Here is an 18,993-nt window from a genome sequence, read left to right as displayed (position 1 = left end):
TAGGGTGGTGACCGTGCGTCTCGTCCCGCACGGCCGCCGGGGGCTCCGCCCCGCCGCGCGCCGGCCGGACGACGGACGGCCGCGTCACCGCGACCCCGCGCACACCCGACGGCACCGCCGCCTGTGAGAGGGACGGGAATGGAACCGACCGAGAGCGCCGCCCCGGTCCCACGGCCACACGGCCGTGCGGTCACCCCGGACTTCACCTCCCGGCTGCCCGCAGCCGTGGTGGGCATCGCCGTCGTCGTGCTCGTCGTCGGGCTCCAGCAAGCCCTGAGCACCGGTCACGGACTCTTCCCCGGCGGGGTCCCCGGCTGGTCCCTCGCCCTCCTCGCCGGCCTCATCGTCGGCCACCTGGTCGCCCTCGGCCGCGACCGCTGGTGGGGCGGCACCGGCTCCGGCGCCGCCCTCACCCTCGCCGTCCTGCTCCTGTACGGCTGGGTCCCCGCCGGCCTCGTCTCGCTGACCGTCGTCGCCCTCGTCGGCGCCGCCCGCAGTCACCGCTGGCGCCAGGGCGTGCTGCACGGCGCCGCCGACGTCCTCGGCGTGGCCGCCGCCGCCCTCGTCCTCGGTCTCTTCGGAGACGTACCGACCGTCGAAGTGCCCTGGCAGCCCCTCGACTGGACCATCGGGGACCTCCCGGAAGTCGTCCTCGCCGCGGGCGCCTACCTCGTGGTGACCCGGCTCCTCCTGTGGTACACCCTCGCGCCTCAGGGCCGGGGCCTGCCCACCGTCGCCCGCAGCGCCCTCCTCCGGCAGGGCCTCGTCGCCGTCGCCCTGCTCGGCATCGCCCCGCTCATCTGCGTCGTCGCCGCCAGCCGGCCGGTACTGCTGCCGCTCTTCGCCGTCCCCCTCATCGCCCTCGACTCCACCCTGTGGATCGCCCGCGCCCGCGCCGAGGAGCAGCTCCGCGACCCGCTCACCGGGCTCCCCAACCGCCAGTGGCTCCTGGAGCGGGCCTGGACCGCCCTGGAGGAGGCCGAGGGCGAAGGGGCCCGCGCCGCCCTCGTCCTGATCGACCTCGACCGCTTCCGCTCGGTCAACGACACCCTCGGACACCTCGCGGGCGACCGACTGCTCCTCCAGATCGCCGAACGGCTCCGCCTCGCCCTGCCCCGCGGCGCCGAGGCCGCCCGGCTCGGCGGCGACGAGTTCGCCGTCCTGCTGCCCACCGCCGACTCCACCACCAGCGCCCAGCGGGTCGCCCGCCACCTCGTCGCCGAACTCTCCTCCCCGCTCGACCTCGACGGACTCACCCTCGTCCTGGAGGCCAGCGCCGGCGTCGCCGTCTTCCCCGACCACGCCCTCGACGCCGAAGGCCTGCTGCGCCGCGCCGACGTCGCCATGTACCAGGCCAAGCGGGACCGCACCGGCGTCGAGGTCTACGAGTCCAAGCGCGACTCCAACACCCCCGACCGGCTCGGCCTCCTCGGCGACCTCCGCCGCGCCCTCGACGCCGGCGAGGTCGAACTCCACTACCAGCCCAAGGTCCGCTTCGACGGCCAGGTCGCCGGCCTGGAGGCGCTCGTCCGCTGGGTCCACCCCGAGCGCGGCAAGGTCCCGCCTGACGAGTTCATCGCCATCGCCGAGTCCTCCGGCCTGATGCCGCACCTCACCGAGTACGTCCTGGAGACCGCGCTCGCCCAGGTGGCCCGCTGGCGCGCCCAGGGCCTCAACGTCCCGGTCGCCGTCAACGTCTCCCCGCGCGACGTCCACACCCCCGGCTTCGCCGGCGCCGTCGCCGCCCGGCTCGCCCGCCACGGCGTCCCGGCCGGCGCCCTCCAGCTGGAGATAACGGAGCACGTCCTCCTGGAGGACCCCCAGCGGGCCGCCGACACGCTGAACGGCCTCACCGGCCACGGCGTCAAGATGTCCCTCGACGACTTCGGCACCGGCTACTCCTCCCTCGTCCACCTCCGCCGGCTGCCCGTCAGCGAACTGAAGATCGACCGCTCCTTCGTCGCACGGCTCGCCGTCGACACCGAGGACGCCGAGATCGTCCGCTGCACCGTCGACCTCGCCCACTCCCTCGGCCTGCTCGTCGTCGCCGAGGGCGTCGAGGACGACGAGACCTGGGAACGCCTCCGCGACCTCGGCTGCGACGCCGTCCAGGGCTGGCTCGTCGCCGCCGCCATGCCGCCCGTCGAAGCCACCGCCTGGCTCCTCGCCCGCGGCGAGCACGGCTGGCGCCGCCCCGCCGACCTCGCCGCCCAGGTCGACCTGGACCACCCCTCGGGCCAGGTCGTGCAGTGACCGACCCCGTCCGGGGGCAAACCGTTTCACGGGCAGCGGTGTCAGCCCCATAGGATTGGGCCAACACCATCAAGCTCACCCCGTGAGGATCCGCATGCCTGGCATCACGCGCGAGGAGGTCGCCCACCTCGCACGGCTGGCGCGTCTGGAGCTGCGCGGCGAAGAACTCGACCACTTCGCCGGTCAGCTCGACGACATCATCGGCGCGGTCGCCCGCGTCGCCGAGGTCGCCGACCAAGACGTACCGCCGACCTCCCACCCGCTGCCGCTGACCAATGTCATGCGCGCGGACGAGGTCCGTCCGTCGCTCACCCCCGAGCAGGCGCTCTCCGGCGCCCCGGCCCAGGAGCAGCAGCGTTTCAAGGTGCCGCAGATCCTGGGGGAGGACTAAGAAGTCATGACGGACAACACCATCATCAAGCTCACGGCCGCCGAGATCGCCGGGAAGATCGCCGCGGGCGAGCTCACCGCCGTCGAGGTCACCGAGGCCCACCTCGCCCGCATCGAGGCCGTCGACGAGAAGGTCCACGCCTTCCTGCACGTCGACCGCGAGGGCGCCCTCGCGCAGGCGCGCGCCGTCGACGAGAAGCGCGCCCGGGGCGAGAAGCTCGGCCCGCTGGCCGGTGTGCCGCTCGCGCTCAAGGACATCTTCACCACGCTCGGCATGCCGACGACCGTGGGCTCGAAGATCCTCGAGGGCTGGATCCCGCCGTACGACGCGACCTTGGTCAAGAACCTGAAGGCCGCCGACGTCGTCATCCTCGGCAAGACCAACATGGACGAGTTCGCGATGGGCTCCTCCACGGAGAACAGCGCCTACGGCCCGACCGGCAACCCCTGGGACCTGACCCGGATCCCCGGCGGCTCCGGCGGCGGCTCCTCGGCCGCCCTCGCCGCGTACGAGGCCCCGCTCGCCATCGGCACGGACACCGGCGGTTCGATCCGCCAGCCCGCCGCCGTCACCGGCACCGTCGGCGTCAAGCCGACCTACGGCGCGGTCTCCCGCTTCGGCATGGTGGCCTTCTCGTCCTCCCTCGACCAGGGCGGCCCCTGCGCCCGTACGGTCCTGGACGCGGCCCTCCTGCACGAGGCCATCGCCGGGCACGACCCGCTCGACTCGACCTCCATCGACGCCGAGGTCCCGCAGGTCGTCGAGGCCGCGCGCAACGGCTCGGTCGCCGGCATGCGCGTCGGCGTCGTCAAGCAGTTCCGCGGCGAGGGCTACCAGGCCGGTGTCGTGCAGCGCTTCGACGAGTCCGTCGAGCTGCTCAAGGAGCTGGGCGCCGAGATCGTCGAGCTGGACTGCCCGACGTTCGACCTCGCCCTTTCGGCGTACTACCTGATCGCGCCCTCCGAGTGCTCCTCGAACCTGGCCCGCTTCGACGCCATGCGCTACGGCCTGCGGGTCGGCGACGACGGCACGCGGTCCGCCGAGGACGTCACCGCCCTCACCCGTGAGGCCGGTTTCGGCGACGAGGTCAAGCGCCGCATCATCCTGGGCACGTACGCGCTGAGCTCCGGCTACTACGACGCGTACTACGGCTCGGCCCAGAAGGTCCGCACCCTCATCACCCGCGAGTTCGAGAAGGCCTTCGAGGAGGTGGACGTGATCGTCTCCCCGACGACGCCCACCACCGCCTTCCCGATCGGCGAGCGTGCCGACGACCCGATGGCGATGTACCTCGCGGACCTGTGCACGATCCCGACCAACCTGGCCGGCAACGCCGCCATGTCGCTGCCCTGCGGCCTGGCGCCCGAGGACGGTCTGCCGGTCGGCCTGCAGATCATCGCTCCCGCCATGAAGGACGACCGTCTGTACAAGGTCGGCGCCGCCGTCGAGGCCGCCTTCGTGGAAAAGTGGGGGCACCCGCTGCTCGAGGAGGCTCCGTCGCTGTGAGTACCAGTGCACTGCAGAAGGCCAAGGGCTTCAAGAAGTCCAAGACCGGCACGTACCTGTCCATCGGCACCACCGCGTTCGGCCTGCTGAACGTGGTCAAGCGGGGCCGTGCGGCCCGCAGTGAGCACGACACGCTCAAGCTGGTCGACGCCGTCGTGTCCGCCGCCGCCATCGCCACCGGCGTCGCTCTCCTCGTGCGCGAGCTCAAGCGCATCGGTGACGACGACGTCCTGTTCGGCTGAGACCGAAGGCATCAGAGGGAATTCTCACCGTGACTGTCACTGAACTGCTGTCGTACGACGCGGCCCTCGCGGCGTTCGACCCCGTCATGGGCCTGGAGGTCCATGTCGAGCTCGGCACCAAGACCAAGATGTTCTGCGGCTGCTCGACCGAGCTGGGTGCGGAGCCGAACTCGCAGACGTGCCCGACCTGCCTCGGCCTGCCCGGCTCGCTGCCGGTCGTCAACGCGATCGGCGTCGAGTCCGCCGTCAAGATCGGCCTCGCGCTGAACTGCGAGATCGCCGAGTGGTGCCGCTTCGCCCGGAAGAACTACTTCTATCCGGACATGCCGAAGAACTTCCAGACCTCCCAGTACGACGAGCCGATCGCCTTCAACGGCTACCTGGACGTCCAGCTGGAGGACGGCGAGATCTTCCGCGTGGAGATCGAGCGCGCCCACATGGAGGAGGACACCGGCAAGTCCACCCACATCGGTGGCGCGACCGGCCGCATCCACGGCGCCTCGCACTCGCTGCTCGACTACAACCGGGCCGGCATCCCGCTCATCGAGATCGTCACCAAGCCGATCGAGGGTGCGGGCGAGCGGGCCCCCGAGGTCGCCAAGGCGTACGTCGCCGAGCTGCGCGAGCTGATCCGAGCCCTGGGCGTCTCCGAGGCGCGCATGGACAAGGGCCAGATGCGCTGCGACGTGAACCTGTCGCTGCGTCCGAACGGCACCAAGAAGTTCGGCACCCGTTCGGAGACGAAGAACGTCAACTCGCTCCGTTCGGTGGAGCGTGCGGCGCGCTTCGAGATCCAGCGCCACGCGGCCGTGCTGACCTCCGGTGGCACGATCGTGCAGGAGACCCGTCACTTCCACGAGGACGACGGCTCCACGACCTCCGGCCGCATCAAGGACAACGCCGAGGACTACCGGTACTTCCCGGAGCCCGACCTCGTCCCCGTCGCCCCGGCCCGCGAGTGGGTCGAGGAGCTCCGGAAGGGGCTGCCCGAGCTGCCGCGCGTGCGCCGGAACCGGCTCCGCGAGGAGTGGGGCGTGTCCGAGCTGGAGATGCAGTCGATCCTCAACGCGGGGGCGGTCGACCCGATCGTCGCCACGATCGAGGCCGGCGCGGACGCGGCCTCGGCCCGCAAGTGGTGGATGGGCGAGCTCGCCCGCAACGCCAACGAGCAGGGCGTGTCCCTCGAAGAGCTGGCGATCACGCCGGCGGACGTGGCCCGGGTCTCGGCCCTGGTCGCCTCGGGTGACCTCAACGACAAGCTGGCCCGTCAGGTCATCGAGGGCGTCCTCGCCGGCGAGGGCACCCCGGACGCGGTCGTCGAGAAGCGCGGTCTGAAGGTCGTCTCCGACGACGGCGCGCTCGGCGCGGCCGTCGACGAGGCCATCGCGGGCAACGCGGGCATCGCCGACAAGATCCGCGGCGGCAAGGTCGCCGCGGTCGGCGCCCTGGTCGGCGCGGTCATGAAGGCCACCCGCGGCCAGGCGGACGCGGCGAAGGTCAAGGACCTGATCCTGGAGAAGCTGGGCGTCACCGAGGGCTGATCCCCTCCCGGGGACCTCGTACGAGGGCGGTACGGCTGTCGCGAGACGGCGGTACCGCCCTCTGTCCTTGCCCGGGGTCCGGGCGGGTACCGCTGCCCGGGCCCTCTGTGGCCGTTCATCGCCATGTCCCCGCGGGGTCTTCTCGCCGTCACCGCGTCTCACTACCGTCCCCGGCGTACCACCCAATGGCTCGAAGGCGAACCATTGGTCGTCTACTGGAGGTCGGTCTTGTCCCCCGAGAAGTCCCGGATGTCCCGCAGAAGGCTGCTCGCGCTGGGCGGAGGCGCCGTCGGCGCGGCCGCGGCGGGATCGCTGCTGCCGCCGTCGCTGCAGGCGGCGATGGCCGCGGAGCCCCCGGCCGGGGGGATGGCGGCGGTGCGGCACGTGGTGGTCCTGATGCAGGAGAACCGTTCCTTCGACCACTACTTCGGCACCCTCCGCGGCGTCCGCGGATTCGGCGACCGCAACGCGATCGAACTGCCCTCCGGTCGACCGGTCTTCGAGCAGCCGGCCGCGCTCGGCCGGACCGTGCTGCCCTTCCCGATCCGCGCCGCCGCCGAGGCGCAGCGCAAGGACCTCCAGTACATCGGCGACCTCGACCACTCCTGGGGCGGCGGCGCCAAGGCCTGGCGCGGCGGCTGGATGGACGGCTGGGTCTCGGCCAAGACCGCGGCGACCATGGCGTACTACGACCGGCAGGACATCCCCCTGCACTACGAGCTCGCCGACACCTTCACCGTCTGCGACGCCTACCACTCGTCGATCCACACCTCGACGAGCCCCAACCGCAACCACCTGTGGTCCGGCTGGACCGGCTTCGAGGCCGACGGCAGCCGGGCCGTCACCAACGCCGCCTACGCCGAGGGCACCCACCCCGGCTACGGCTGGTCCACCTACGCCGAGCGCCTCGAAGCGGCCGGGCGGAGCTGGAAGACGTACACCGAGTGGGAGAACTTCACCGACAACAACATCGAGTTCTTCACCACCTTCAAGGACATCGCCCGCAAGGCGCTCGCCAAGACCGGCGGGCACACCTTCATGGAGTCCTTCTACGCCGCCGTCCGCGACACCGACGACGCCGCCGAGCGGACCAGGCTCCTCGGCCTCCTGGAGGAGGGCGTCGCCGACCTGACCGCGGCCGAGCGCTCCCTCTTCGAGCGCGGGCTGCGCCGCGTCGAGTCCGGCACCCTCGCCGACGCCTTCCGCGCCGACGTCGCCGCCGGCACGCTCCCCGAGGTCTCCTACCTCGTCCCCTCCGCGATCGACTCCGAGCACCCCGGCTCCTCCTCGCCGGTCGCCTCCGCCACCCTCGTCTACAAGGTGCTCGACGCCCTCGGCGCGCACCCGGACGTGTGGCGCCACACCGTCGTCCTGATCAACTACGACGAGAACGACGGCTTCTTCGACCACGTGCCGCCGCCGGTCCCGCCCGCCGAGGACACGGACGAGCGCTGGAAGGGGCAGCCCACCGGCCTCGGCATCCGGGTCCCGCTGCTCGTCGTCTCGCCCTGGTCCGTCGGCGGCTACGTCTGCTCCGAGACCTTCGACCACACCTCCGTGGTCCGCTTCCTGGAGCGGCTCACCGGCGTCCGGGAGCCCAACATCACCCCCTGGCGCCGGGCCGTCACCGGCGACCTCACCTCCGCCTTCGACTTCCGGCGGGGCCGCCGGCAGCCGCCCGTCGACCGGCCGGGGCCGATCCCGCCGTTCACCGGCCGCTGGCGGCCGCAGCCCCCTGCCGTGCAGCGGATGCCGCTCCAGGAGCCCGGCGTCCGCCCGGCCCGCCCCCTGCCGTACCAGCCGGACGCCTCCGCCACGACCGGTGCCGGTTCCGTGACCGTCACGCTCGGCAACACGGGCAGGGCGAGCGCGCACTTCGCCCTCTACCCGTACGCGGGCGAGTTCGCCGTCCCGCAGCACCGGGACGTCCGGGGGACGGGGGAGTGGACCGTCCCCGTCCCGGGCGAGCGCTACCGCTTCACGATCACCGGCCCCAACGGCTTCCGCCGCGAGTTCGAGGGCCCCGCGACGGGCGGCGCCGAGGTGGCCTCGCGCATCGACCACCACGACCGCGACCTGCACGTCACCCTGCGCAACATGGGCACCGAGCGGCTGACCTTCACGATCAGGCCGCTGGGGTACGTGGACGAGGACGACCTCGTCGACTGGACCCGGACCGTCACGGTGAAGCCCGGGAAGACCCGTACCGTCGTGCACTCGGCCGCCGACGCGCACGGCTGGTACGACGTCGAGGTGACCGCGCCCGCCGGCTTCCGCCGCCGGCTGATGGGGCACATCGAGAACGGTCGCCCGAGCGTCTCCGGGTGATGCCCGCGGCGGGTGCGGGGAGCCCGGGACCCCGGTCCCTTATCCCCCGCACACGCCTGTGAGCATCGACACGAAAGGGGCAAACGATCACGTTTGGCTGTAAGAGTGGACGCACGTAGGTCATGCGTTCTTCTCGGGCTGTTCCCGTGCAAGATCCACGAACCACCAGGGAGCACGTCCTTTGGCAGCCATCGCCCGATGGTGCATCCGGCACCGTCTCGTCGTCGTCCTCCTGTGGCTCCTCGCGCTCGGCGGGGTCGGCACGGGCGCGGTCATCGCCGGCAGCGCCTACTCCAACGACTACGAGGTGCCCGGCACCGAGTCCGGCCGCGCCACCGCCCTCCTCGACCAGGGCTTCCACGGCCTCGGCGGCGACAGCGACACCATCGTCTGGCACACCGACCGAGGCAGCGTCCGCGCCGACGCCGTCGAGCAGCGGATGACCGCGATGCTCGACAAGGCCGCCGACCTGCCCGGCATCGCCGCCGTCACCTCCCCGTACGGGGCCACGACCGGCCAGATCAGCGAGGACGGGCGCACCGCCTACGCCACCGTCACCTTCGACGAGCAGGCCGACGACATCCCCGAGGCCCAGGCCCGCGCCCTCGTCGACACCGCGAAGGCCGCCGAGGACGACGGGCTCCAGGTCGAGCTCGGCGGCAGCGCCGTCGCCCTCACCGAGGCGCCCGGCGGACACATCGCCGAGGTCGTCGGCGTCGCCGTCGCGGCCGTCGTCCTCTTCCTCGCCTTCGGCTCCCTCGCCGCCTCCGCGCTCCCCATCGCGACCGCGCTCGTCAGCGTCGGCATCGCGTACTCCGGGATCGTGCTCCTCGGCCATCTGATGACCGTCGCCGACTTCGCCCCCATGCTCGGCATGCTGGTCGGCCTCGGCGTCGGCATCGACTACGCGCTCTTCATCGTGACCAGGCACCGCAAGGGCCTCAAACGCGGACGCCCGGTCGCCGAGGCGGCCGAGACCGCCGTCGCCACCACCGGCCGTGCCGTCGTCTTCGCCGGGGCCACCGTCTGCATCGCGCTGCTCGGCATGCTGATCCTGCGGCTCGGCTTCCTCAACGGCGTCGCCATCGCCGCCTCCCTCACCGTCGTCCTCACGGTCGCCGCCTCCGTCACCCTGCTGCCCGCGCTGCTCTCGTTCATCGGCCCGCGGGCGCTGTCCCGGCGCGAGCGGCGGACGCTCGCCGAGCACGGGCCGGCACCCGAGCTCCCCACCGGCTTCGCGGCCCGCTGGTCCGCCTTCGTCGAGCGCCACCCCAAGCTCCTGGGGGCCGTGGCCGTCGTCGTCATGGGCGTCCTGGCGCTGCCGACCCTCTCGCTCCACCTGGGCACCTCCGACCAGGGCAACAACCCGGCCACCGCGACCACGCGCCAGGCGTACGATCTGCTCGCCGAGGGCTTCGGGCCGGGCGTCAACGGGCCCCTCACCCTCGTCGCCGGGATCGACGGCGCCGACGACCGGGTCGCCCTCGACGCGCTCCCGGCCGCGCTCTCCGCCACCCGCGGGGTCGCCTCCGTTTCCCCGGTCACCTACAACGGCGCCGGCGACACGGCCGTGCTCACCGTCGTCCCCGACTCCTCGCCGCAGTCCAAGGCCACCAGCGAGCTCGTCGACCGGCTCCGCCAGGACGTCCTCCCGGATGCCGAGGCCGGCACCTCCCTCCAGGTGCACGTCGGCGGTGTCACCGCCTCGTACGACGACTTCGCCGAGATCATCGTCGGCAAGCTCCCGCTCTTCGTCGGCGTGGTCATCGCCCTGGGCTGCCTGCTGCTCCTGCTCGCCTTCCGCTCGATCGGCATCCCGCTCAAGGCCGCCGCCATGAACGTCGCCGCCGTCGCGGCCGCCTTCGGCATCGTCGTGGCGATCTTCCAGTGGGGCTGGGGGAGCGAGCTCCTCGGCCTCGGCAGCGCCGGGCCCATCGAGCCCTTCCTCCCCGTGATCATGGTCTCGGTGCTCTTCGGCCTCTCCATGGACTACCAGGTCTTCCTGGTCAGCCGGATGTACGAGGAGTGGCTGGAGACCGGCGACAACCGGCGGGCGGTCCGGGTCGGCCTCGCCGAGACCAGCCGGGTGATCAACTCCGCCGCCGTCATCATGATCTCGGTGTTCCTCGCCTTCGTGCTCTCCGGCGACCGGGTCATCGCGATGTTCGGCATCGCGCTCGCGGCGGCCGTCGCCCTCGACGCCTTCGTCCTGCGCACGCTCCTCGTCCCCGCGCTCATGCACCTGCTCGGCGGGGCGAACTGGTGGCTGCCGAAGAGCCTCGACCGTGTCCTGCCCCGGATCAGCATCGAGCCGCCCGAGTGCCGGGTGGCCGCCGACACCCGTGCGAAGATCCCGGGACAGCGTGTGACGGCTCCGGCCGCGGAGGAGAGGAACGACGATGTTCGCGACATCGCTGGGTGACGACGGCGCCGAGCTGCGGCCCCTCGAGCCCTGGCAGGCGGAGGAGTTCCTCGCCCACATGGACCGGGGCCGGGAGTTCATCGGGCGGCACATCGCCCTCCCCGACTTCGTCGCGGACCTCGACTCCGCCCGCGCCTACCTCACCTCGTACGCCGAGAAGGCCGCGAAGGACACCGGACGCCTCTACGGCGTCTGGGCCGACGGCACCCTCGTCGGCGGCGCCCTCTTCCGGATCTTCGACGCCGCCGGCGGGACCGCCGAGGCGGGCTGCTGGCTGGAGCCGTCCGCCGCCGGGAAGGGCCTGATCACCCGGGCCTGCAAGGCCATCATCGACTGGGCGATCGAGGAGCGCGGCATCCACCGCGTCGAATGGCTCGCCTCCTCGGCGAACGGGCCGAGCATCGCCGTCGCCCGCCGCCTCGGCATGACCAGGGACGGCGTGCTGCGGGAGAACTACCTCTACCGCGGCAACCGCTCGGACACGGAGGTCTGGTCCGTCCTCGCCCCCGAATGGCGCGCGGCGAAGGCGGCGGCCGCTTCTTAAGGCCGCTCTCATGTGGGCCCCCTAGCGTGCGCCGCATGGACATCAAGACGACCGAGAAGACCGAGAAGACCGCAGAGAAGGCGTCGCCGGCGGAGGCCGAGGAGGCCGCCGCCGAAACCGCCGGGACCGTGGCCGAAGCCGTGGACGCCCCTGCGGCCGAAACCGCCGAGGGCGTGCGCGACGCCTCGGACGGCGACCCGAAGGCCGCCCCGAGCGGTGCCGCGGACGAGGACGGCCTCGACGACGAGCTCGACGACGAGGCCGACGACGAGCTCGACGACGAGACCGTCGGGGCGGAAACGGCCGGCGGCACCGGTACCGGCGCCGCCGCGGTCGTCTCCGCCGCCCTCGGCGCCGTCGCGCTCACCGGCACCTGGACCGGCAAGGTCGTCTCCGAGCGCGAGACGCTCATCGGGCAGATCACCACCTCCCAGAGCGGCTCCCCGGCCCAGCAGATCTCCGAGATCTACGGCGACGCCTGGCACAGCACCGCACTGGTGAACGGCGTCTTCGCCCTGCTCGCACTGATCGTCGCCCTCGTCGTGCTCACCCTTCCCCGGCGCGCCGGCTGGGTCCGCGCCGTCGCCGTCGCCGGCGCCGTCCTGGGCGGCCTGGGCCTCCTCCTGTCGATCGGCACCTACTTCGACCTGTTCCTGACCCTCCCGACCGCGGGCTCCTGAGGCGGGTCGGGTGGCTCCTGAGGGGGGTCCCAGGTCCGCCTAAGGCCCTCCCGGGCCCCGCCTAAGGACCCCCGTACGCCGAACATGCGGCAGTCGACCGATGTGGCCGCACCCCCTGGGAAACGAGAGTGGAGGCATCGCAAGGAGCGATACCGAAACCGAGAAGACCAGGGAGCACCCCGTGTTCGAGTACGAACTCCAGCGCATGAACCACGCCGAGCTCATCCGCCGGGCCGCCGCCGAGCGCCTGTCGCACGAGGCCGCCGAGGCCGCCGGCGCCACCCGGGGCCTGCGCCTCTTCGGCCGTCGGCACGGCGACCACGGAACGGAGGGGCAGGTGAACGGCGGCGAACACGGCCGCTTCGTCCGGGCCGCGTGACCCCCTTATGAGCGACAGCGCGGATGGTTGTGCGATGCTCGGCGCCGTGGAGACCAGGTCAGTCAGCCCCGTCTTCGTCGGCCGGGCCGGCGAACTCACCGCCCTCACCGAGGCGCTCTCCCGCGCGACCGCGGGAGAGCCGCAGGCCCTGCTCATCGGCGGCGAGGCGGGCGTCGGCAAGACCCGGCTCATCGAGGAGTTCCTCGACACGGCCTGCGACCGGGGGGCCGTCGTCGCCGTCGGCGGCTGCGTCGAACTCGGCGCCGACGGACTGCCCTTCGCGCCCTTCGCCACCGCCCTGCGCTCGCTCCGCCGCAAGCTCCCCGACGAACTGAACGCCGCCGCCGACGGCCACCAGGGCGAACTCGCCCGCCTGCTGCCCGAACTGGGCGACCCCGGCAGCCACGAGCCCTCCGACGAGGACTCCACCGCCCGCCTCTTCGAACTCACCGTACGGCTCCTGGAACGGCTCGCCGCCGACCGTACGATCGTGCTCGTCCTGGAGGACCTGCACTGGGCCGACACCTCCACCCGGCACCTGTTCACGTACCTCCTGCGCACCCTGCGCCGCGGCCGGATCGTGGTCGTCGCCAGCTACCGCGCCGACGACATCCACCGCCGCCACCCGCTGCGCCCCCTCCTCGCCGAACTCGACCGGCTCCGCACCATCCGCCGCATCGAACTCGCCCGCTTCACCCGCGCCGAGGTGCACCGCCAGCTCACCGGCATCCTCGCCGCCGAACCCGACCCCGGCCTCGTCGAAGAGGTCTTCGAACGCTCCGACGGCAACGCCTTCTTCGTCGAGGAGCTCGTCGTCTCCCACGAGAACGGCTGCGCCGTCGGCCAGCTCAGCGACTCCCTGCGCGACCTCCTGCTGGTCCGGGTCGAGACGCTCCCCGAAGACGCCCAGCGGGTCACCAGGATCGTCGCCGAAGGCGGCTCCACCGTCGAGTACGGGCTGCTCGCCGCCGTCGCCCGGCTCACCGAGGACGAACTCATCGAGGCGCTGCGGGCCTGCGTCGGCGCCAACATCCTGCTCGCCGTCCCCGACGGCGACGGCTACCGCTTCCGCCACTCCCTGGTCCGCGAGGCCGTCAGCGACGACCTGCTCCCCGGCGAACGCTCCCGCATCAACCGGCACTACGCCGAGGTCCTGGAAGCCGGCCCCGGGCTCGTCCGCCCCCACGAGCGCACCACCCGGCTCGCCACGTACTGGTACCACGCGCACGTCCCGGAGAAGGCCCTCCCCGCCGTCCTCCGGGCCTCCGTCGAGACCCGCAAGCGCCACGCCTACGCCGAGCAGCTCAGCCTCCTCGAACGGGCCATGGAGCTCTGGGACAAGGTCCCCACCGAGACGCGCGACTCGCTGCGCCCCATCGACTACGCCGACGCCTACCCCGCCTGCGGCTGCGACCCCGAGACCACCTCGCTGCGCTACCTCGACCTGCTCGCCGAGGCCGCCGTCGCCGCCCGGCTCAGCGGAGAGCGGGAGCGGGCCGCGAAGATCTGCCGGACGGCGCTCCGGATCCTCGACGGCGACGAGAGCGACCCGCTGCGCGCCGCCTGGTTCTGGACGGAGATGGCCCGGCTCCAGTCGAACCTCGGCCGGGGCGACGGCTGGCCCGAGATCGCCCGCGCCCAGGAACTCGTCAAGGGCCTCCCGCCGTCCGCCGTCCACGCCACCGTCCTGGTCGGCGCGGCCGGCTGGGGCATGCTCCGCAACCCCGGCCCCGACGCCCTCGCCGCCGCCGAACGCGCCGTCGAGTACGCCCGGTTCGTCAAGGCCGAGGCCATCGAGCTGAACGCCCGCATCACCCTCGGCACCATCATGGTGTCGGCCGGCGACACCGAGGGCGGACTCGCCGCCATGAGCGAGGCGCTCGAACGGACCATCGCCCTCGGCCAGTTCCACGAGGCCGCCCGCGCCCATGTGAACCTCTCCTCCTCCATGGAGTCCCTCGGCCGCTCCCGCGAGGCCGTGGAGACGGCCACCACCGGCATCGAACTGGCCCGCTCCCGCGGCCTCGTCGACAGCGCGGGCTGGATCCGCGCCAACCTCGCCGAGTCGCTCCTCTCGCTCGGCGAGTGGGAACGCAGCAAGGAGGAGGCCGAGGTGCTGCTCCGCTCCGCGGCCGGCAGCACCAAGCCGGGCGGCACGGCCCTGCTCCAGCTCGCCCACCTCGCCACCTTCCGCGGCGAGCCGGCCAGGGCCGCCGAGCACCTCGCCGAGGCCCGCACGCGCTACGGCTCCCGCGACCCCATCCCGCAGTACACCCTGCCCATGGCACAGGCCGAGATCGCCGCCGCCGCCGCGGAGGGACGCCTCGCGGACGTACGGGACCACCTCGCCGCCACCGCCGCGACCGGCTTCCCGCCCGGCACCCACCGCTACGGCTGGCCGCTCGTCCTCACCGCCGTCACCGCCGAGGCCGACAGCCGCGGACTGCCCGCCGCCGACGAGGGCCGCGCCGACGCCCTGGCCCTCGTCCGCAGCTGCGTCCGCGCCCTCGCCACCCCCGCCCCGATCTGGCAGGCCTACTCCCTGCAGGTGTCCGAGGAGCTCGCCCGCGCCGAGAACCGCGAGACCGCCGCCCGCTGGGCCGAGGTCGTCGCCGCCTACGAGCCGCTCGAACGCCCGCACGAGCTGGCCCGCGCCCGCCACCGCCTCGCCGACGCCCTGCTCGTCGAGGGCGGCCGCCGCGAGGAGGCCGCGGCCCTGCTCCGCGAGGCCCACGCCACCGCCGTCCGCCTCGGCGCCCGCCCGCTCCGCGAGGACACGGAACTCCTCGCCGCCCGTGCCCGCCTCTCCCTCGCCCCCGAGAAGCCCGCCCCGGCACCGGCGGAGCCCGGCGACGACAGCTTCGGCCTGACGCCCCGGGAACAGGACGTCCTGAGGCTGGTCGCGGCCGGCCGCACCAACCGCCAGATAGCCGAGGAGCTGTTCATCTCACCGAAGACGGCCAGCGTCCACGTCTCCAACATCCTCGCCAAGCTCGGCGTCGCCGGCCGCGGCGAGGCCGCCGCCCTCGCCCACCGCCTCCACCTCCTCGACGCGCCCCTCTGACCCCGGGCGGGGAGCCGGAACCGCGCCGGCGCCGGGGACCCGTATCGTCACGCGGCCCGAGCTCAGGTCTATCGGGCCGCGCGCCGGATCGGCGTCCCCCGGGTCCTCCCGGGTCAGGGCCTCTCTGCGCCGCTCATCCTCGATGTGCCTGCGTGCGGGCGCGAAGAACTCGTCCAGTCCACCGAACACGGTCACCGCCTCCTCACCTCACCTCCAGCCGGAGGATCCTGTCGTCCCCGGGCTCGGGCGTCCCCCGGGTGTCGGTCTCGCTCGTCACCAGCCAGAGCCGGTCGCCGCCCGCCGCCACCACCGTGCGCAGACGCCCGTACTCACCCGACAGGAACGCCTCCGGGTCCCCCGAACGTTCCGCTCCGGAAAGCGGCACGCGCCACAGCCGCTCGCCCCTGAGCCCGGCCATCCAGATCGCGCCCCGCGCGTACGCGATCCCGCTGGGGGAGGCCTCCGAGGTCGGCCACTGCGCCACCGGGTCCACGAACCCCGCGCGCCCGGCCCGCCCCTCGGCCTCCGGCCAGCCGTAGTTCCGCCCGGGCTCGATCAGGTTCAGCTCGTCCCAGGTGTTCTGCCCGAACTCGGCCGCCCAGAGCCGCCCCTCCGCGTCCCAGGCGATCCCCTGCACATTGCGGTGGCCGTACGAGTAGACCACCGACCCGGGGAAGGGATTGCCCGGCGCCGGTCTGCCCTCCGGGGTCATGCGCAGGATCTTCCCGCCCAGCGAGGAGCGGTCCTGGGAGAGCCCCGTCCGGCCCGTCTCGCCCGTCCCCGCGTACAGCATGCCGTCCGGTCCGAACGCGATCCGCCCGCCGTCGTGCACGAACCCCTTCGGGATGCCGGTCAGCACCGGCTGCGGCGCCCCGAGCGCGTCGCCGGCCCCGCCGCCGTACCGCATGCGCACGATGCGGTTGTCGGAGGCGGCCGTCAGGTACGCGTACACCCAGCCGTCCCGGACCGCGAGGCCCAGGAGCCCGCCCTCCCCGCCCGGCACGACCCCCGGCACCTCGCCGAGGACGGTCCTCGCGCCGGTCCGCCCGTCCACCCGGGTGATCGTCCGCTCGTCCCGCGAGGACACCAGCAGGTCCCCGTCGGGCAGCTGGGCGAGCCCCCAGGGCGACTCGAGCCCGTCGGTGAGGGTGCCCGCCACGGACACCCTCCCGCCGGCGGGCGCGGTCGCCGATCCCGAGGGCGAGGCGGGCGGGGACGCCGGCGCCGAGGCCGACGTCGGCGGAGCCGCACCGGGCTGCTCCTCGGTTCCTCCCGAGGAGCAGCCGGCCACGAGGACCAGCACGGCGGCGCCCCACAGGGCCTTCACAACAGCAGGACGGCTCATGGTCCGGTCCCTTCGACGAGTCGAGCGGCATCCCTTCACTCTTGATACACCGCTCGACCCGATCAGGTTCCCGGTCGCCGCCGAGCTCCACCCGGTTCAGTCCCAGGAACCCCGCGGGGCCGGAAGCGCGGCGATCTCCGCGAGGTCCTCCGCCGTCAGCCGCAGCCCGGCCGCCCGCGCGTTCTCCACCACCCACCGCTCCCGCTTCGCCCCCGGCACCGGCACGACGTGCGCGCCGCGGCCGAGCACCCACGCCAGCGCCACCTGCGCGGGGGTGACGTCCGCCCCGTGCCGCGCGGCCACCCGCCGCAGCCCCGCCACCAGCGGCTGGTTCGCGGCCATCATCTCCGCCGTGAAGCGGGGGTGCCGGGCGCGCGGGTCGTCCGGCTCGAAGCCGCCGCCGGGGGTGAGGGTCCCGGTCAGGAACCCGTTCCCCAGGGGCATCGCCGCGAGGAAGCCGACGCCCCGCGCCTCGCACCACGGCAGCAGGCGCGCCAGCGCCTCCGGCGACCACACGGACAGCTCGGCCTGCACCGCCGCCACCGGGAAGACCTGCTGGATCCGCTCCAGTTGGCGGATCGTTCCCTCGAACCGGTCACGGACCGCGCCGCGGCGGGCCGACCGGGCGCCGACCGCGCACAGCCCGAGCGCCCGTACCTTGCCCGCCGACACCAGCTCGGCCATGGCGCCCCAGGTCTCCTCGACCGGCACCTCGGGGTCGGCCCGGTGCAGCTGGTAGAGGTCGATCACATCGGTCTGGAGCCGCCGCAGCGAGGCGTCGCACGCCCGACGCACGTACCCGGGACTGCCGTTGGCGACGACGTGCCCGTCGCCGACGAGCAGTCCGCACTTCGTCGAGACGAAGGCCTCCGCCCGACGCTCCTTCAACACCCGCCCCAACATCAGCTCGTTGGTGAACGGTCCGTACATGTCGGCGGTGTCGAGCAGGGTCACCCCGGCGTCAAGTGCCGCGTGCACGGCCCGTGATGAGAGGTCCCCCCGCTGCTGCGAACGGCTGTAGGCCCAGCTCATCGGCATGCACCCCAGGCCGATCGCACCCACGTCGAGCGCCGTCGCCCCGATAGTCCTGCGCTCCACCTGCCGGTACCCCTCCCTGTGCCGTCCCCCAAAGTAACCAATGGCGCGCGGGATTCTTCGCATAGCCTCCCGGTCATGAGATTCGAAGACACGGCCGCCGACGTGTGGCTTCCGGTTCCCGCGGAAGAGATCGAGGGACTCCCCGCCCCGGACGCGTCGGGCCTGAACTACCGTTTCTGGGACGGCGGGCCCGATTTCCCCGCCGATCCGGCGCGCTGCGCCTTCTACGTGGTGCCGTACATGAAGGGGCAGGAGATCGCGGTCCGGCCGCTGGCCGCGATGACCTCGCTCCGGGCCGTGCAGACCCTGTCCGCGGGCATCGACCACGTCACGCCCGGCATCGGCCTGCTGCCGCCGGGCGTCGCCCTGTGCAACGCGAAGGGCGTCCACGAGGCCAGCACGGCCGAGCTCACCCTCGCGCTGATCCTGGCCTCGCTGCGCGGCATCCCCGGGTTCGTGCGCGGCCAGGACGCCGAGGAGTGGCGGGCGGGCTTCTACCCCGCCCTCGCCGACAAGTCCGTCCTGATCGTGGGGTACGGGTCGATCGGCGCCGCCATCGAGGACCGGCTCGCGCCCTTCGAATGTGCGCGGGTGGCGCGCGTCGCACGCTCCGCGCGCGCCACGGAGCGCGGTCCGGTCCAGGCGCTCACCGAGCTCCCCGCGCTTCTTCCGGAGGCGGACGTGGTCGTCCTCTCCACGCCGCTCACCCCCGCCACCAGGCACCTCGCCGACGCCGGCTTCCTGGCGCGGATGAAGGACGGCGCCCTCCTGGTGAACGTCGCCCGCGGGCCGGTCGTCGACACGGCCGCGCTGCTCAAGGAGGTCGAGAGCGGCAGGATCACGGCGGCACTGGATGTCACCGACCCGGAACCGCTGCCGGCCGGGCACCCGTTGTGGCACGCTCCCGGTGTCCTGATCAGCCCGCACGTGGGAGGTTCCACCTCGGCCTTCATGCCGCGCGCGAAGCGGCTGATCGCCGGACAGCTGCGGCGCTTCGCGGCGGGTGAGGAGCTGGTCAACGTGCTGCTCACCACCGGCTGAGCGGTGGCGGGCCGCCCCCGGGACGAGGGGGCCGGACGGGTGAAGCGCGCCCCGACACGCGCGGCGCGCAAGCCCCCCGATGGTCACTGAGAGTACTGCGACCCTGTCCCTGAGTGACGGTCCTGGTGTATCGTCCCGGAGCGGGGGACTGCGTCGAGT

At 73.2% G+C, this 18,993-nt stretch carries 15 protein-coding genes; 12 read left to right on the top strand and 3 right to left on the bottom strand.

The window, feature by feature from the left end; all coding sequences use genetic code 11:
• Positions 1 to 138: 138 nt before the first annotated feature.
• The 11 genes from ACIQFX_RS29040 (at position 139) to ACIQFX_RS28990 (ending at position 15,350) form a co-directional block, all read left to right on the top strand.
• A complete protein-coding gene (locus ACIQFX_RS29040; protein ID WP_402469231.1) occupies positions 139 to 2,253 on the top strand; it encodes a putative bifunctional diguanylate cyclase/phosphodiesterase in 2,115 nt (704 codons plus the stop codon).
• 94 nt (positions 2,254 to 2,347) lie between these two features.
• On the top strand, positions 2,348 to 2,644 hold the full coding sequence (gatC, locus tag ACIQFX_RS29035) for an Asp-tRNA(Asn)/Glu-tRNA(Gln) amidotransferase subunit GatC (RefSeq protein WP_056567875.1): 297 nt from the start codon (positions 2,348 to 2,350) through the stop codon (positions 2,642 to 2,644).
• Positions 2,645 to 2,650: 6 nt separating this feature from the next.
• Positions 2,651 to 4,150, top strand: a complete 1,500-nt coding sequence (gene gatA, locus ACIQFX_RS29030; RefSeq protein WP_402469227.1) for an Asp-tRNA(Asn)/Glu-tRNA(Gln) amidotransferase subunit GatA — start codon at positions 2,651 to 2,653, stop codon at positions 4,148 to 4,150.
• Complete coding sequence (locus tag ACIQFX_RS29025; protein ID WP_402469225.1) at positions 4,147 to 4,392, top strand: hypothetical protein; 246 nt, start codon at positions 4,147 to 4,149, stop codon at positions 4,390 to 4,392. The genes gatA and ACIQFX_RS29025 overlap by 4 nt, the downstream gene beginning before the upstream one ends.
• A gap of 29 nt (positions 4,393 to 4,421) precedes the next feature.
• Positions 4,422 to 5,933, top strand: coding sequence for an Asp-tRNA(Asn)/Glu-tRNA(Gln) amidotransferase subunit GatB (gene gatB / locus ACIQFX_RS29020; RefSeq protein WP_402469223.1), 1,512 nt, complete (start codon positions 4,422 to 4,424; stop codon positions 5,931 to 5,933).
• 249 nt (positions 5,934 to 6,182) lie between these two features.
• Positions 6,183 to 8,261 carry a phosphocholine-specific phospholipase C gene (locus ACIQFX_RS29015; protein ID WP_402469221.1) on the top strand — a complete coding sequence of 693 codons (2,079 nt, stop codon included), beginning with the start codon at positions 6,183 to 6,185 and terminating at the stop codon, positions 8,259 to 8,261.
• A gap of 181 nt (positions 8,262 to 8,442) precedes the next feature.
• Entirely contained in the window at positions 8,443 to 10,683 is a 2,241-nt protein-coding gene (locus ACIQFX_RS29010; protein ID WP_402469218.1) for an MMPL family transporter, read from the top strand.
• Entirely contained in the window at positions 10,661 to 11,227 is a 567-nt protein-coding gene (locus ACIQFX_RS29005; RefSeq protein WP_402469215.1) for a GNAT family N-acetyltransferase, read from the top strand. The genes ACIQFX_RS29010 and ACIQFX_RS29005 overlap by 23 nt, the downstream gene beginning before the upstream one ends.
• Positions 11,228 to 11,262: 35 nt before the next feature.
• A complete protein-coding gene (locus ACIQFX_RS29000) occupies positions 11,263 to 11,907 on the top strand; it encodes a hypothetical protein (protein ID WP_402469211.1) in 645 nt (214 codons plus the stop codon).
• Between the two features lie 181 nt (positions 11,908 to 12,088).
• Positions 12,089 to 12,286 (top strand): hypothetical protein, encoded by a 198-nt coding sequence (locus tag ACIQFX_RS28995; RefSeq protein WP_402469209.1) that lies wholly within the window; start codon positions 12,089 to 12,091, stop codon positions 12,284 to 12,286.
• A 7-nt stretch (positions 12,287 to 12,293) separates the two neighbouring features.
• Positions 12,294 to 15,350 carry an AAA family ATPase gene (locus ACIQFX_RS28990; protein ID WP_402469207.1) on the top strand — a complete coding sequence of 1,019 codons (3,057 nt, stop codon included), beginning with the start codon at positions 12,294 to 12,296 and terminating at the stop codon, positions 15,348 to 15,350.
• Here the strand turns inward: ACIQFX_RS28990 and ACIQFX_RS28985 are convergent.
• The 3 genes from ACIQFX_RS28985 to ACIQFX_RS28975 all read right to left on the bottom strand — a co-directional run bounded on the left by ACIQFX_RS28985 (position 15,234) and on the right by ACIQFX_RS28975 (position 17,793).
• The gene (locus tag ACIQFX_RS28985) at positions 15,234 to 15,539 is read right to left on the bottom strand and encodes a DUF6191 domain-containing protein (protein ID WP_402469354.1); all 306 of its coding nucleotides are present in this window, start codon (positions 15,537 to 15,539) and stop codon (positions 15,234 to 15,236) included. The two genes, ACIQFX_RS28990 and ACIQFX_RS28985, sit on opposite strands and share 117 nt — an antisense overlap.
• 13 nt (positions 15,540 to 15,552) lie before the next feature.
• The gene (locus ACIQFX_RS28980) at positions 15,553 to 16,695 is read right to left on the bottom strand and encodes a PQQ-dependent sugar dehydrogenase (protein WP_402469205.1); all 1,143 of its coding nucleotides are present in this window, start codon (positions 16,693 to 16,695) and stop codon (positions 15,553 to 15,555) included.
• A gap of 96 nt (positions 16,696 to 16,791) precedes the next feature.
• Complete coding sequence (locus ACIQFX_RS28975; protein WP_402469203.1) at positions 16,792 to 17,793, bottom strand: aldo/keto reductase; 1,002 nt, start codon at positions 17,791 to 17,793, stop codon at positions 16,792 to 16,794.
• Between the two features lie 75 nt (positions 17,794 to 17,868).
• Between ACIQFX_RS28975 and ACIQFX_RS28970 the strand changes: the two genes are divergently transcribed.
• Complete coding sequence (locus ACIQFX_RS28970) at positions 17,869 to 18,834, top strand: 2-hydroxyacid dehydrogenase (protein ID WP_402469201.1); 966 nt, start codon at positions 17,869 to 17,871, stop codon at positions 18,832 to 18,834.
• Positions 18,835 to 18,993: the final 159 nt, after the last annotated feature.

It is taken from the genome of Streptomyces sp. NPDC093089 (assembly GCF_044754405.1).
Classification (GTDB): Bacteria; Actinomycetota; Actinomycetes; order Streptomycetales; family Streptomycetaceae; genus Streptomyces.
Note: the sequence above shows the minus strand (reverse complement) of the source record. Positions and strands in the feature narration are given on the sequence as shown.